The sequence below is a fragment of the Mucilaginibacter sp. A3364 genome (genome assembly GCF_059690715.1).
Genome location: NZ_JCAWED010000001.1, coordinates 2,724,499 through 2,739,160 on the forward strand (window position 1 = coordinate 2,724,499; position 14,662 = coordinate 2,739,160).

Here is a 14,662-nt window from a genome sequence, read left to right on the forward strand (position 1 = left end):
TTGGGTTTAATCGTTAACCGCTATGTTATTTAAAGCCGCCTGTAAATCGGTATTTAAGGCAATATGCTGCTCAAAACGTTTGCGCAGATGGCTGTATTGCTGCCGCTGAAACATGCCGAGGTTACAAAAAGCATCGTCAAGCAGTTCCATAGCTTCGTTAAGCATGGCTTGGGTATGTTTGGTATCTGGGTTTGCTTCCATCGTCGTCATTATTACCTGGTCCAAAATTACCAAACAATAATTAAAATACTAATATTTTTAGTAATTTAATTATAGCGATAAGTGATAAAGAGAGGATCGACTAGTTTTTCAGTTCTTCTTCCTTGCTTTGTATCTCCAGCCTATCCTTCCTGATGTCAACTTTGATCAATGCCATCAGGCTCATGTACACATTGGCTATCCATACCAGCGCAAAACCGGCCAGCAGGTAGCCGCGCCAGTCATCCAACAAAAAATGAAAATTGGTGAGAAGAAGCGCGCCGATGGTAACATAGTGGCTAAAACAATACTCGCAGGTAAACAGGTAAAAAAATTTGCGGGTAAAAAGGCTTTTACTTTTTTTGCTGCATTGCACGCAGTATTCGCGAGGCTCTTTAAAGATCTCTTCGTGCGTAACCGTCCATGCCACGCAGGCAATGGGTATGGCCAGTAAAAAAAGCCAGGCAACCTGGGTGGCTAAGGGCATCATAATTATAGTACAATTTTTGGGGGATAAGGTTTGGTTGTTAGTTGATTAGAGATTGGTTGATCAGAGATTAGTTAGGTAACAATTAAAACTATTTACTAATCTCTGATCAACTAGTCTCTAATCTCTATCTTTACCGCACATGACCACCCTACCCGAATACACCAAACAGCAACTGGCCCTCCGCAACGGGCAGGATAAACCCGAAATATGGATTGCCTACAAAGGCCTGATATATGATGTGGGCCGCAGCCGGCTCTGGAAAAACGGCAAACACTACGAACACTGGGCCGGGCAGGACCTTACTGCCGAACTAGCCGACGCCCCGCATGATGAATGGGTTTTCCAGAATTTTGATGCGATAGGGAAGTTAATATTATAAAAAAAGGGGCTTACGCCCCTTTTTTTATAATATTAAAGCCATCGCCCTTGGCAAGTGCCCGGAGGGGTTTTATATCTCAAATGCAGATAGGTTGATAAACTCCTTAACGCGTTCTGCTATTTCTTCCTCAGTCAAATTTTTGATCTTCTCGGTACCAAACTTCTCTACACAGAACGAAGCCAGTGCCGAACCGAAGATGATCGCGTTTTTCATATTATTAAAGTTAACCGTACCTACTTTGGCCATGTAACCGATAAAACCACCTGCGAAGGTATCGCCTGCACCGGTTGGGTCAAACACTTCGGCAAGCGGCAGGGCCGGGGCCGAAAATATTTTATCTTCATGAAACAGCAACGCGCCGTGCTCACCTTTTTTAATGATGAGGTATTTAGGGCCCATGGTTAATATTTTACGCGCAGCCTTAACTAACGAGTATTCGCCTGATAGCTGGCGGGCCTCGGCATCGTTAATGGTTAACACGTCAACCAGTTTAATGGTAGCCAGCAGGTCGTCCATGGCAATGTCCATCCAGAAGTTCATCGTGTCCATCACGATCAGTTTAGGGCGGTTTTTAAGGCGTTTGATCACCGTTTGCTGCACCTGCGGAGTAAGATTACCTAACATCAGGTACTCGCAATCCTGGTAGCTGTCGGGGATGATGGGATCGAAATCGGCTAGTACATTCAGGTCGGTTACCAGTGTATCGCGGCTGTTCATATCATTGTGGTACTTACCGCTCCAGAAGAAAGATTTTTCGCCTTGTTTTACCTGCAAGCCTTCGGTATCAATGCCGTGGCCGTTAAAGTCGGCAATTTCGCTTTCGGGAAAATCATCGCCTACTACGGCAACAATTTTTGCTTTATTATAAAAGTATGAGGCCGCTAAACCGGCATAAGTAGCCGCGCCGCCAACAATTTTATCTGTTTTACCAAACGGGGTTTCAATAGCGTCAAACGCCACAGTACCAATAACTAATAAACTCATTTAATACGTTATGATTTTTTACGGTGCAAATATTGCGAAATTACCGCAGTAATCATATTTAACCTGTAGCATTTAGCTGTAAAAATAAATGCGCTCATAATTAAGTATTTATAAATTTTTTGAAAAAATATTGTGAAATGTCGGTGGAAATCCTACTTTTGCACTCTCCAAACCGGAAAATACTCCTGAGTAGCTCAGCCGGTTAGAGCATCTGACTGTTAATCAGAGGGTCGCTGGTTCGAGCCCAGCCTCAGGAGCAAAAGCCCCGCACGTCCGCGGGGCTTTTTTTGTTTTGATACCTTTCTGTAAATTTGTTTAATACCAACCTGTTGAACCTCTATGCGGGCAAAGCATTCAATTTTTAAAACATTTCATTTTTGGGTTCTTTTAACAGCAAACTTATTTACAGCCTGCATTAATAATGATAAAGAAACCAAATTACTAAACTATGGTGTATTTACCATGCGAGTGCCGACAAGTTGGAAACGCGTCGACGTGAAGGGTATTGATTCGTTCGTTGGTAGGATAGATGTTGATAGCGTTACTTCAATAGGTTTTGACCTAGGTTGGTATTGTGACACCCTTGGGGAAGGAAGGCACACAGCGTATTACAGCATTGAAGATGGTAACGTTTACGTGCCTGATAGCAGTTTTAAACAGAATCTTAACGACCCAAACCATTGGAAATATTGGGGCAAGGCTGATAGCATAACTGTTGAGCGCTTGAAACGCGACAAGATATCATGGCAACTAATAGATAATTACAACGCAAAAATTGTAACTCCAAAAAAGGTACAGTTAGGTACTACGGGCATACACATTGATAGTTTATGGAGAACGGGCGATAATTGTGATGGATTTGTAATGGCCGGCCACAATCTTACTTTGCAACAACAGGAACAATTACTGGCGGCTATAAAAACGCTCAAATTCAGGCGGCCCAAACAGAAAAATAACTAGCGGCTGCTTTACCGTCACCCCATAAAATTTTCGTTCCTTTGCGCATAGAGGAATAACTATGTTTTGGTACGAAGACGACATAAAACGTTTAGAGGCGCAGGCACAAAGCCTGGCTTCGCAGCCGGTAACGCTGTTTTACGGCAGTTCCTCTATCAGGCTGTGGAGTACCCTTAACAACGATCTTGGCGAATACGCGCCCGTTAACCTGGGTTTCGGCGGCTCAACACTGGCGGCCTGTACCTGGTTTTTTGACAGGGTAATGGCCGGCTACCAGGCCAAACAATTGGTTGTTTACGCCGGCGATAACGACCTGGGCGATGGCCGGCATCCCGAAGAAGTTTTCCTTTTCTTCCAGCAGCTGGCCGCGCGGGTTGAGAAACGTTTTGGCGCCATACCTTGCTACTTTATTTCGCTTAAACCCAGCATGGCGCGCTGGCACCTGGCCCCCCAGTTTCATTTTACCAACCTCATTATCGGTGCCGGGATAGAAAAACTTTCTAACTGGCAGATGGTTGATGTGTATAGCAAAATGCTGAACAAAGATGGCAATCCCGACAGGTCATACTATGATAACGACGGACTGCACCTAAGCCCAAAGGGTTACCAGCTGTGGACAAACATTGTTAAAAACGCGTTAAACAGTTAACCGTTTAATCATCCATAATTAATATTAAACGGGGATATTTCTCCAAATTTTTTGATAGCCGTAATGCACAGAGAATATCACCGGTGGCACAGCCATGCGCTGGGCCGGGATATGGAATTACTTGTTTTTGGTTACGCCGGCAGGGTGGTGCTGTTTTTTCCGCCCCGCATGGGCCGTTTTTTCGATTACGAGAACTGGGGCATTGTAGCCGCGCTTGCCGATAAACTCAATAGCGGTCAGTTGCAATTATTTTGTGTAGATAGCGTTGATACCGAAAGCTTTTACAACGATAACGCGCACCCCCAACAAAAAATAAACCGCCATTTACAGTACGAGCAATATATTTTGCAGGAGGTACTACCCCTTATGCGCGTTAAAAATGCATACAATGACTTCGGCGTAGCCGGGTGCAGTTTAGGCGCTTATCATGCTGCCAACATCGCCCTAAGGCACCCGCAACTGTTTAACAAACTGGTGTGCTTAAGCGGCAGGTATGACCTAACCCGGGCTGTAACCTATTTCCGCGATCTGTTTGATGGGTATCATAACCAGGATGTTTACTTTAACATGCCCCTGCAGTTTATGGCCAATATGTATGATGAGCAACAGCTTAACCACATCCGCCGCATCAATATCTTATTGGCCATTGGCGAAACCGATCCTTTTTTTAACGACAATCGACAGTTTAGCAATGTACTAAGCGGGAAAAGCATACAGCATCAGTTTTACACCTGGGATGGTTATGCGCATTCGGCCAGGAGCTGGCGCAAGATGGTTGCTTTGTATGTTTAACAGGGCGTTACCCCGATGAAGGACCGCGGTCGCGCTATCCGTTCATACGCCTGCAGGCCTTAGGCCCGGGGCCGGTATCCACTCCTATTACTAACGCGGCAATTTTTCTTCAGCCAATATTTCCCACCCCAAAATTGAGACGATTTTTAGAAAGAATGAATCAAAAGTTAGATACTGCTGTAAAAGCTCGCCTTTAGTTTTGAGGGGCCTTTAGTAAGGGTAGTTTAAAACAAGCTCATCCCTTGCAAAAACTCCGGGTAAAGTGCTTGTTACAGTTAATGGCCTGTAATAATCTTAATTAACTTTATCATCCGGATATCCTAATCAATATAAACTATATATATGAACCCCATTAGTAACCTTAAGCACACGCTGGTAAAAAGCATGGCTTTAATTGTATTTGCAGGTACAAGCTATTTTAGTAAAGCCCAGGCCCAGGCCCAAACCTGGAAAAACCCAATGACCCTGGATAACGAATGGACGCAATACGGCATTGGCGACCCTTATATTTTTAAATACCGCGGCGTGTTTTACATGTACCCCAGCACCAAAAACCGCGACATTGGCGCCAAAGCCTGGAGCTCGACCAACCTTATTAATTGGAAATACGAGGGCAATATCTCGGCCGACTCAACCACCCTTGGCGCTTATGCCCCCGAGATCATGTATTGGAATGGCAAGTTTTATATGTATAGTTCGCCGCGGGGAAGGGGGCACTACGTGTATCAAAGCGATAGCCCTACCGGTCCGTTTATACGCGTTACCGAAAATTACGGCAAAAGTATTGATGGTTCTGTTTTTATTGATGACGATGGTAAGTGGTATTTCTATCACGCGTCTGACAAAGGTATACAGGCCGCTGCTATGGGTAGCCCGCTAACTTTTGGCCCTGATATACTTACCGGCGCCTGGATGAACAACGCCTGGACAGAAGCCCCAACCGTTATTAAACGAAACGGTGTTTACCATATGGAGTATACCGGCAACCATATTAACAGCAGCGGTTACCGTATTGATTATGCCAGCTCAACCAGCCCTACCGCAGGTTTTAAACCTCACCGGGATCAAAACCCCATAGTTCTAAGTACAGAAGAGCTGGCATTTAAGGGGCTTGGCCACGGTACGTTTTTTATAGGGCCCGATCTGGATTCGTATTACCTTACTTACCACAATCACGTAAGCCGCTCGGGCCCGGTGCGCCAGTATAATTTTGACAGGCTGGTTTGGAACGGTGATAAAATGAAGGTGCTTGGCCCTACAAACTTTAGCCAGGAAGCCCCTAAACTGCCGGATGCTTTCGATTATTTCGACCGTGCTACTATAGGTAAGGCCTGGGCCTTTCCTACAGGTGGCGACTGGAGCATTGTTGATAAAGATCATCTATCACAAAAGTTAAACAGCGAAAAGAAAGGCGAATTAAGGCTGGCCATATTTTCGGCCATAGCGGCAGGAAACTTTACCGCCGAATTTAACTTTAAACAGCTGGATGCAGCCAACCCTGCAGCCAAACTGGGCGCTGTTATAAACTATGTCGACGTAAAAAACTATGGGATAGTGGCCGTAAGTAAAGACTCAAAAAAACTGGAGATAAACTACCTGGTTAACGGCAAATGGGGCACTCCGCAATTGGTGAACATACAGCCCGATCTGGATTTCTCAAAATGGCAAACCTTGAAGATCGAAAAGTTTGGTACGCAGTATAAGATATTTATTCATGACCTGCTTATACACCAAACCAACAGGCAAGCGCCCAAAGGCAAAATTGGCTACTTTACCAATGCCTGCCAGGCCGATTTTGCTTTTATAGCTTTGAGTAACCAGGTTCAGGGTTCGGGGATATTTGATGTGCATAAGCCTATACCGGGTACTTTTGATGCTGTGCATTACAACTCAGGCGGCGAGGGTGTGGCCTACCATAAAACCGGCGGATCTATCGCTAAACTCTACATACGGGATGATAAAGTTGCCAAAGTCGGCTCAGATCTGGGCGGCTATGCGGTTGACCATATGCAGGCCGGCGAATGGCTAAACTACAATGTAAACGTAGCCATAACCGCCGAATATAACGTACAGCTTGCCTACACAGCCCTTGCGGGTAGTGCACTGCAATTGCTTTTAGATAATAAGGATATATCGGGCACGGTTAAGTTGACCGCTACGGGTGCCAACGGCGGTTCGGTAATTATAAAAGGCCTTAAAATGCCACAGGGCTACCACGTATTAAAGCTGAAAGCGGTAAGCGGAAACTTCGGCTTTTACTCGTTAAAATTTGATAAGGCCAATAACGCGCCTATACAGGTTAATGATTTTGATATGGGCACAGCATCCAACTGGAAATATACTGATGGCGAGTGGACGGCCGCCAACGGTGTGTTAACATCAACAGCTACAGGTAAACGTATCATGGGCGATTACAACTGGAGCGATTATACTATAGAAGTAGACATTAATTACACTACCGGGGCAGACGCCGGCCTGATATTCAGGTCTCGCAACCCTTCTTTAGGCAATTCTGGCAACAGCGCGCCGGCGGGTATTGACTTTTTCCAGGGCTATTACGTAAACATTGGCGAGAAGCAAGTGAATTTAAGCCGGCACAATTATAATGTAACGCCGCTGGCATCATCGGCAGACAGCGCTTTTAAACCCGGCGTTTGGCACCATTTAAAAGTTGACGTTAGCGGTAACAATATCAATGTTTTTGTTGATGATATGGACCATGCTGTTTTAAAATACAATGATAAATTGCCGCTGCTAAACGGCGGAGTTGGCATCAGGGCCAATAAAACTACGGCTATGTTTAAAAACTTTAAGGTGAATCATAAATATTAAAAATACCGGAGTCTACCAACTTCGGTATTTAATATGCTCCTGTTTTTAATAATATTGCGGCATAATTTATACGCCTATGTTATTAAACAACGCTTCGGCTATACCGGCCGAAAGAGTAGCGGCTGTTGAAGCCGCGTTACTACAAACTTTTAATACCACCGATATTACCGAAATAAGCTTACTGGCGGGCGGCTTGTCGGGCTCATCAGTTTACAAACTGGTGTTGCAGGGGCAGCCATACACGCTAAAGTTAAATCCGCCTTCGGCAACAAATACAGTTGAAACTGGTGCCACGGCACTGGCATCAACGGCAGGTGTGGCGCCTAAACTATATTATAATAACCCTGCGCAGGGTATTGCCATTAGTCATTTTATTGAAAGCAAACCTTTGCGCACCTCCTTAAGCCCCGAACAACTGGCTATCCAATTGGCCGAAACCATAAAAACTATTCACGCCATACCTTTTACTACGCCAGGTACCGATGTGTTTGAAACGGTTGACGGGCTGATAAGCGGGTTTAAAATGCATGCCAGGTTAATGGGCCCTGTGTTTGATGAGGGTTTCAGCCATTATAACCTACTGAAAGAAAAATATCCCCGCCGGGACACCGATAAAGTATGTAGTCATAATGACCTTAACCCTAACAATATTTTATATGATGGGGACAATATTTGGGTGATAGACTGGGACGCGGCCTCGTTAAACGATCGGTATATCGACTTGGCAAGCGCGGCTAACTTTTTTATACATACACCTGAGCACGAACGCGCGTTACTGCATACTTACTTTGGTACTAATGCTGATGAAAAGCAGATGGCTTGTTTTTACCTCATGCGTCAGCTTAGCCGCATTGTTTACGCGTTGCTGATGTTTCAGCTTGCCTTACAGTCAAAACCGGCCGATTTTGAGCACGACCGGGAAATGGATGGCATGGATATGAAGGCTTTCGGCGCTTTAATGGGCGAAGGAAAAATATCACTGGCACAATACGAAGGGCAGTTAATGTATGGCAAAGCGTTGATGAATACCGCGGTTGAACAAATGCGCGCGCAGCGGTTTTTGGCTTCGCTGGCGGTTTTGTAGTGTTTTCCGGCCGGCATCTTGAACGAGGAACGAGAGAGAATTTTATACGCGCGACAGTAGTAAAGCGTATAAGCCTGGCAGGAATTGATAACGAAAGATTGACAACTAAAACCCGGCAACAACCTGCCGGGTTAATTTTTTTGCCAATAAATTAAACAATAACTTAGCCTGCACCGTTGATTTTGTAGCATTATTACTATGAAAGCACTCATCATCAACTGCACCTTAAAACGGGATGCGCAGTTTTCAAACACCGGCGCCATGGCCCAAAAAGCCGCGGCACAGTTTTATGAACAGGGTATTGAAACCGAGATCATCCGCCTTAACGATTACAACGTTTTAACCGGCAATACATCCAACGAAGGCGAAGGCGACGAATGGCCGCAGATACTGGAGAAAATAAAGAACTGCCAGATATTTATTATTGCTACGCCTATATGGATGGGGCACCTGGCCTCTACGGCGCAAAAAGTTATTGAGCGCCTGGATGCAGTGTTTCGCGATGAGAGCCTGGCGGATCAGGACAATGGGCAGTACATGCCCTACAACAAAGTAGCCGGCTGCCTGGTAACCGGCAACGAGGATGGGGCGCATAACTGTGCCGCACAGGTGCTATGGGCCATGCAGGAAGTGGGCTTTACCATCCCTGCCAATGTTAACGCTTACTGGGTGGGTAAAGCCGGTGGCGAAACGGACTATGTAGCAGGTGGCGGCGAACGCTACCTGTATACCAACAAAACCTTGCGCTACACCACAGCCAACCTGGCCTTCATGGCCCGCCTGTTGCAAGCCAACCCTTACACTACCAATTTATTGAACGAAGCCAAAAAGGCCGAAGCCGAAAGCGACAAAGAGGAATAGGCAGCGGAGACCAAAACAGTAAAAAATCAGCAGGTTGTTTCGTCTAACGAAACGGACAAGAAAACGCAACCGTTATTTTAATTAATAAAGGTACCGACGACGTAATTCGGATAATTAGAGAAACAAATATATCAATTCAGGACCCGTCCGGACAGTTTTTAAGAAATAATAAGCGGGGTCCGACACTTAAAAAACAAGGCTAATAAGGCCGTTAACGGCAAAAAACACCACTTATTATAGCTAAATAGCGTATGCTACAACCTAATTGGCTAATTGTTTAACTAGCTTTTAAATTATTTTCAAATTCTGACGAATAAGTCAGTAAGAATCTCGTGGACTGTACTTAATTTTAGGGTATCTAAACCTGATCACAATTTCCCCGCTACCGCGAGCTTCGGCTTGCGGTAGCGCAAGGAAGCCCTGATCCCTTTCTGTTAACTGGAAGTTTTTTTGCTTAAAAAAGATGCCCCCTCGTACGATTAACTACAAAGGAAGGTTTCGTTTATTTAATATTTTCTGAAGGGGCTTGATAACGACCAGGCGATCAACTGACAAAACACTGCCACCACAAAACATAAACACCTGATTACAAATACTGTAGCATGCTACACCTGGGTGTAGCAGTGTAGCGTGCTACGCATACGGTGCTACACTTCGCCTCTATTTAAGCGCTTTGGCAATTTCCTTTTCGGCTAAAGGTTCCATTATTTTATAGCCTGCCATGTTGGGGTGTACGCCATCCGTGGCAAGTTCCTTTTTCATGCCGCGGTCGGTATTTACCATAGCGGTGTAGTAGTCTATGTAGCCCAGCTTGTTTTTTTCTGCATAAGATTTTAGCATGGCATTAAGCTGGCTCACCTGCTCGCGCGGGTCTATCGCAGGCTTCCACGGAAAAGCTGCCGCAGGCAAAACCGATGACAGGATGACTTTGATGCCGGCGGCCTTAGCCAGTTCGGCCATGGAGAATATGTTCCCCGCCACGTCCCCCAACCTGGCCGGACCGGTATTTTGGGCGATATCGTTTATGCCGGCCAGTATCACCACCACCCGTGGTTTCAGGTTAATCACATCCTCCCTAAACCGTACCAGCATTTGCGGTGTGGTTTGCCCGCCAATGCCGCGGTTAATATATGGGCGGCCTTTAAAAAAGTCAGGGTCAATATTTACCCAGCCCTCGGTGATGGAGTTGCCCATAAATATCACGCGCTTCTCGCCGGGTACCGGGGCAGGAAGTTTGTCGTTATCGTCCTGGTAGCGCTTCAGCCAGGCCCAGTCTTGATGAGTGCGTTCTTCAATAACCTTCTGGAAGTTGGCCCAGGCTTCGGCTTTCTTTTGTTCTTCGGTTTGCTGGGCGTTGGCCTGCAGGGCAATGCCGAACAGCAGGCAAATGATCAATGTCAGGTTTTTCATATTGGGCTTATAGATGCTTAACCTCAAATATAGCCAACTAAAATGGTTTAGCAAGTTTTGCCGGAGCAATTGGGTATCCGTTGGCTTTTATGTAAATTAGCCTTATGCCGAAAATTAAATTAGTTATCACCCTCGTACTTGCATTTTGCCTGGGCACAGCCATCGCCCAGCCAAACCAATATATAAAAGTGGAAACCCCGCAAGGGTACTGCATTGTGAAATTGTACAATGAAACGCCTGTCCACCGGGATAATTTCATCCGGTTGGTAAAGACCAAATATTTTGATCAGACCACGTTTAACCGCATCCTCAAAAATTTCGTCATACAGGGCGGCGACCAGGATTCGCTGTACGAAAAAGGCCGTAAACTTAACCCACAGCAAAAGTGGATAAAGCCTGAATTTAACCCTGCCCTATTCCATAAACGCGGTGTGCTGGCCATGGGTCGGGATGATAACCCGGGGAAGGAATCGTATACCACCCAAATATATTTTGTAGACGGCCGCCCCCAAACCGATGCACAACTGGATGCCATCGAAAAACGCAAAGGCACTAAAATTCCCGAGGATCACCGCCAGGTGTATCGCACCACAGGCGGCACCCCACACCTGGATGGGAACTATACCGTATTCGGCGAAATTGTAAAAGGTATTGAACTGATAGACAAAATTACCGCCCTAAAAGTTGACAAAAACGGCAACCCTGACACCCCGGTTTGGATGAAAGTAACCGTCCTCTCCCCCAAACAAGTATCCGAAGAACTGAAATAGTCATAAACAAAGAAGCCCTGCTATAGCGGGGCTTCTTTGTTTATTTCTTAGCCAGACCATCCGGCTGGAAATCCAGCGAGACGGAGTTCATACAATAACGCTTATAAGTTGGTGCCGGGCCATCGTCGAAGATGTGACCCAGGTGCGAGTCGCAGCGGGCGCAAAGTACCTCCACGCGTTGCATACCCAGCGTATTATCGGTTTTATAGATCACACTGTTTTTGCGTACGGCTTCAAAAAAGCTGGGCCAGCCGCAATCGCTGGCAAACTTGGCATCGCTGCGGAAAAGTTTGTTGCCGCAAACGGCGCAATAGTATGTTCCCTTTGCGCTCTTGTCCCAGTATTTACCGGTAAATGGGCGCTCGGTAGCGGCTTCGCGGGCGGTGGCGTATAGGTCCTTGGGTAATATTTTTTTCCACTCGGCATCGCTCACGTTCAACTTTTTGGTGTCGGTGTTTGAGTAGTAAGGGTTGTTTTGGTTGCCGCCATCAGTTTTTAGCTGTTGGGCGTAACTGCTTAAGGTAACCGTAAGCAATACCAATGCTATGATGATCTTTCTCATTTCTTCAATTTGTCTTTAAATACCTTTCTGAATTTATCCAGCTCAGGCTGTATAACATATTTACAATATGGGTTGCTACCGTTTAAAGCGAAATAGTTTTGGTGGTAATCTTCCGCAGCGTAAAACACTTTATAAGGTGCTACCTGGGTCACTATTTTGTCTTTGTAGGCATGTTCGGCGTTTAGCTTACCAATGTAGTAATCGGCTTTTTGTTTTTGGGCCGCGTTGTGGTAAAATATAGCCGAACGGTATTGCGTGCCTACGTCATTGCCCTGGCGATTAAGTGTAGTTGGGTCATGCGCCACAAAGAACGCAGATAGTAGTTCATCGTACGAGATCACCGCCGGATCGTAAACAATATTGCAGGCTTCGGCGTGGCCGGTGGTGCCTTTGCAAACTTCTTCGTAACTGGGGTTGGCAACCTTGCCGCCCGTAAAGCCCGAGGTTACTTTTTTAACGCCCTTTAATTCTTTAAACTTGGCTTCGGTACACCAAAAGCAACCGGTAGCGAAGGTTGCGGTATCTAGTTTAGCCGCTACAGCTTTAGCAAATACTCCGTTTGCCAAAGTCAATATCATTGCTGTTAACAGGATTATCTTTTTCATTACTATCACTTACGGTATAATTACGTACTAAGATATGCTATTGGTTTATTATGATAGTGGGGTGACAATTTTTTAAAGGTTCGTTAGCTAATTATTAACCACCAACCGGGCCGTTTCTGGCGCTATGCTGATGCTGGCCACCGCGCCGCTATTAAACCGCAGAAAGTCAGCCTCTATCCCATCACTAAAAATTACGCCATTGGCCGGCATAAGTGACGCTATGGATAAGGCCGACTGGCTTTTGATAGAACCCAAGGTAATACCGGCTTGAGTTCTGATACTTTTAAAGGGTTCTCTCACCGCAAATACCAATTCATCATCTTTAAAAACAGGCCTTTTTAGTTGATCGTGCCCGCCCAGGGCATGAGTAATACCGTACGACATGTTCATGATAGAACTTAACCAACCGGTTGAGCCGGCTTTGGTAGATACGATAAGCCCGCTTGACGAATGCTCTTCGGTTTTTGCCTGGTGCGTGATGCGATAGCGTGCTGAAACATGGGATGAAGCACCGATAAACAGATCATTAAAAGCCAGCAAACGTTGCCCGTCATTTAACCGGGCTTCAGCAAAACGACGGATGTCCGCGGTAAAACGATCTGCAATTACTTCCTCTACAGCCTTCACAAAGTTTGCCGGGATAAATGGCAACAATACGCCATCATACCTGTTTACATCGGGGTTTATGGCGATGATGGGCACACCTTTAGCGTATTTTGCTGTATTAGCAACCAGGCCGTCCTGACCAATAACGATGATCACATTCTTATCAGAAAAAATAAATGATGACACGAACGCCCTATCAATGATCTTGTACTTTAACACCCGGGTAAGCTTTGCTTGTACTTCGTTTAACGAAGCATGAAAAATCTCATGCTCCATTTCATAGTCTTCAAAATTTTCGCCCAAGTTTTCAATATAAAACCTGGCCTGGGCTTTGGTATTAAAACGCTCGATCAAGTGTTCAAGCCGTGTTTTATTTTTTACAATAATAGCGTACTCGATCATTTTCTTTTATCTGTTTTGTTGGTCATCAAAGTATCCAGTAAGTCAGGGCTGATATTTAAGTTGCCTATCTTGTCGGCATTCTCGGCAAGCTCTCTAAAAGCCAGCGCTATGTTTAAACGAGGGTCGGCATTACCGTTTAAGGCGGTCAACATTTTCCAATCCATTTCTTTATAAGGCTTTAAAGTAGCCTCCAATACATAGCCCTGGGTTTCGGCCTCTAGTTTATCATTGGCGGTTTTTTGCTCAACAAGCTGTGTACGTTGGTTCTCAACAGCAATATCGGCCTCCAGTTGCATCTCGCGCAGCTTACGCTCATTATCGGCCTGCTGAACCTTAGACTCCATCCTTTTCTCTGCAATTTGCTTTTGTTTCTCCTCTACGGCTATCTCCGTGTTCAGCTCGGTTTCTTTTATAATACGTTCCTGTTCAACGGCAAAGTTGCGGCGTTCGTAAATAGCCTGGTCAGCTTCCTGTTGCAGTTTTTCGCGGGTTTCGGTTTCAAGCGCCCGGGCCATTTCGGGCGTTGCCGCAATGTTTAAAATGTTGGCGCCCAAAATCTCAATACCCAGCATACCTACCGCGGCCGAAGCTTTTAAACCTTCCAATATTTTTTCCTCTATTGCTTTTGCAGAACGTATAGCATCTTTCAATTTAATGCCGTGTATAAAAGCTGATGTTGCAGTTTGCGCCTCGTTAATTATACGTTGATTAAGCTTCTCTAAGTCGTTCTTTTTATAAACACCGCTATCAGTCACTGTAAAATCCAAAACGTCTGCTAATTGCTTAGGTTGATTTATTTTGTAGCTGATCTGACCTTGAATGGTTATTTGCTGATAGTCATTGGTCGACTCGGCGAAAATAAACGGCAAGTCGTTACTGCCCATCGGGATAGCTACTATTGAGCTGTTGGGTGAAAAGTAAAAAAATGAAAGACCGCGTCCCTCCTTTTGAATGTTTCCATTTTTAAAGTGCAAAACATAAGTCATTGAATCGAATTTGATGTGCTTGATGCCGAACATGATATTTAAAGTTTAGTGAATTAAAATACTATTTGCGTTATTATGACACAAATAAAGGGACT

General features: G+C 45.3%; 16 protein-coding genes and 1 tRNA gene. 9 read left to right on the top strand and 8 right to left on the bottom strand.

Going from position 1 to position 14,662, the window contains the following annotated elements; genetic code table 11:
* Positions 1-6: 6 nt before the first annotated feature.
* Both AC59JT_RS12120 and AC59JT_RS12125 read right to left on the bottom strand, forming a co-directional pair.
* Positions 7-201, bottom strand: coding sequence for a hypothetical protein (locus AC59JT_RS12120; RefSeq protein ID WP_497399128.1), 195 nt, complete (start codon positions 199-201; stop codon positions 7-9).
* A gap of 100 nt (positions 202-301) precedes the next feature.
* Positions 302-688, bottom strand: a complete 387-nt coding sequence (locus AC59JT_RS12125; protein WP_497399130.1) for a hypothetical protein — start codon at positions 686-688, stop codon at positions 302-304.
* Positions 689-827: 139 nt separating this feature from the next.
* Here AC59JT_RS12125 and AC59JT_RS12130 point away from each other — a divergent pair, with 139 nt between their 5' ends.
* Positions 828-1,067 (top strand): cytochrome b5 domain-containing protein, encoded by a 240-nt coding sequence (locus tag AC59JT_RS12130; protein ID WP_497399132.1) that lies wholly within the window; start codon positions 828-830, stop codon positions 1,065-1,067.
* 69 nt (positions 1,068-1,136) lie between these two features.
* On the opposite strand, the gene AC59JT_RS12135 is transcribed toward AC59JT_RS12130, so the two are convergent.
* The gene (locus AC59JT_RS12135; RefSeq protein ID WP_497399134.1) at positions 1,137-2,051 is read right to left on the bottom strand and encodes a PfkB family carbohydrate kinase; all 915 of its coding nucleotides are present in this window, start codon (positions 2,049-2,051) and stop codon (positions 1,137-1,139) included.
* Positions 2,052-2,234: 183 nt separating this feature from the next.
* On the opposite strand from AC59JT_RS12135, the gene AC59JT_RS12140 reads away from it, so the two are divergent.
* The 7 genes from AC59JT_RS12140 (at position 2,235) to AC59JT_RS12170 (ending at position 9,226) form a co-directional block, all read left to right on the top strand.
* Positions 2,235-2,308 (top strand) — tRNA-Asn (locus AC59JT_RS12140).
* 205 nt (positions 2,309-2,513) lie between these two features.
* Complete coding sequence (locus AC59JT_RS12145; protein ID WP_497399136.1) at positions 2,514-3,011, top strand: hypothetical protein; 498 nt, start codon at positions 2,514-2,516, stop codon at positions 3,009-3,011.
* 58 nt (positions 3,012-3,069) lie between these two features.
* The gene (locus AC59JT_RS12150) at positions 3,070-3,657 is read left to right on the top strand and encodes a GDSL-type esterase/lipase family protein (protein ID WP_497399138.1); all 588 of its coding nucleotides are present in this window, start codon (positions 3,070-3,072) and stop codon (positions 3,655-3,657) included.
* A gap of 63 nt (positions 3,658-3,720) precedes the next feature.
* Positions 3,721-4,449 carry an esterase family protein gene (locus tag AC59JT_RS12155; protein WP_497399140.1) on the top strand — a complete coding sequence of 243 codons (729 nt, stop codon included), beginning with the start codon at positions 3,721-3,723 and terminating at the stop codon, positions 4,447-4,449.
* 342 nt (positions 4,450-4,791) lie between these two features.
* Complete coding sequence (locus AC59JT_RS12160; RefSeq protein ID WP_497399142.1) at positions 4,792-7,281, top strand: family 43 glycosylhydrolase; 2,490 nt, start codon at positions 4,792-4,794, stop codon at positions 7,279-7,281.
* Between the two features lie 76 nt (positions 7,282-7,357).
* Positions 7,358-8,365 (top strand): phosphotransferase, encoded by a 1,008-nt coding sequence (locus tag AC59JT_RS12165; protein WP_497399145.1) that lies wholly within the window; start codon positions 7,358-7,360, stop codon positions 8,363-8,365.
* Between the two features lie 198 nt (positions 8,366-8,563).
* A complete protein-coding gene (locus AC59JT_RS12170; protein WP_497399146.1) occupies positions 8,564-9,226 on the top strand; it encodes a flavodoxin family protein in 663 nt (220 codons plus the stop codon).
* 660 nt (positions 9,227-9,886) lie between these two features.
* Here AC59JT_RS12170 and AC59JT_RS12175 read toward each other — a convergent pair.
* Positions 9,887-10,636, bottom strand: a complete 750-nt coding sequence (locus AC59JT_RS12175; RefSeq protein ID WP_497399148.1) for an SGNH/GDSL hydrolase family protein — start codon at positions 10,634-10,636, stop codon at positions 9,887-9,889.
* Positions 10,637-10,740: 104 nt separating this feature from the next.
* Between AC59JT_RS12175 and AC59JT_RS12180 the strand changes: the two genes are divergently transcribed.
* Positions 10,741-11,406, top strand: a complete 666-nt coding sequence (locus AC59JT_RS12180) for a peptidylprolyl isomerase (protein WP_497399150.1) — start codon at positions 10,741-10,743, stop codon at positions 11,404-11,406.
* Between the two features lie 40 nt (positions 11,407-11,446).
* Here the strand turns inward: AC59JT_RS12180 and msrB are convergent, their stop codons facing one another.
* The 4 genes from msrB to AC59JT_RS12200 form a co-directional block, all read right to left on the bottom strand.
* Entirely contained in the window at positions 11,447-11,968 is a 522-nt protein-coding gene (gene msrB, locus AC59JT_RS12185) for a peptide-methionine (R)-S-oxide reductase MsrB (RefSeq protein ID WP_497399153.1), read from the bottom strand.
* Positions 11,965-12,573 (bottom strand): peptide-methionine (S)-S-oxide reductase MsrA, encoded by a 609-nt coding sequence (msrA, locus tag AC59JT_RS12190; RefSeq protein WP_497399155.1) that lies wholly within the window; start codon positions 12,571-12,573, stop codon positions 11,965-11,967. Before msrA ends, msrB begins: the two co-directional genes overlap by 4 nt.
* Positions 12,574-12,660: 87 nt before the next feature.
* Positions 12,661-13,581, bottom strand: coding sequence for an NAD(+)/NADH kinase (locus AC59JT_RS12195; RefSeq protein ID WP_497399158.1), 921 nt, complete (start codon positions 13,579-13,581; stop codon positions 12,661-12,663).
* Positions 13,578-14,600, bottom strand: coding sequence for an SPFH domain-containing protein (locus AC59JT_RS12200; protein WP_497399160.1), 1,023 nt, complete (start codon positions 14,598-14,600; stop codon positions 13,578-13,580). The genes AC59JT_RS12195 and AC59JT_RS12200 overlap by 4 nt, the downstream gene beginning before the upstream one ends.
* Positions 14,601-14,662: the final 62 nt, after the last annotated feature.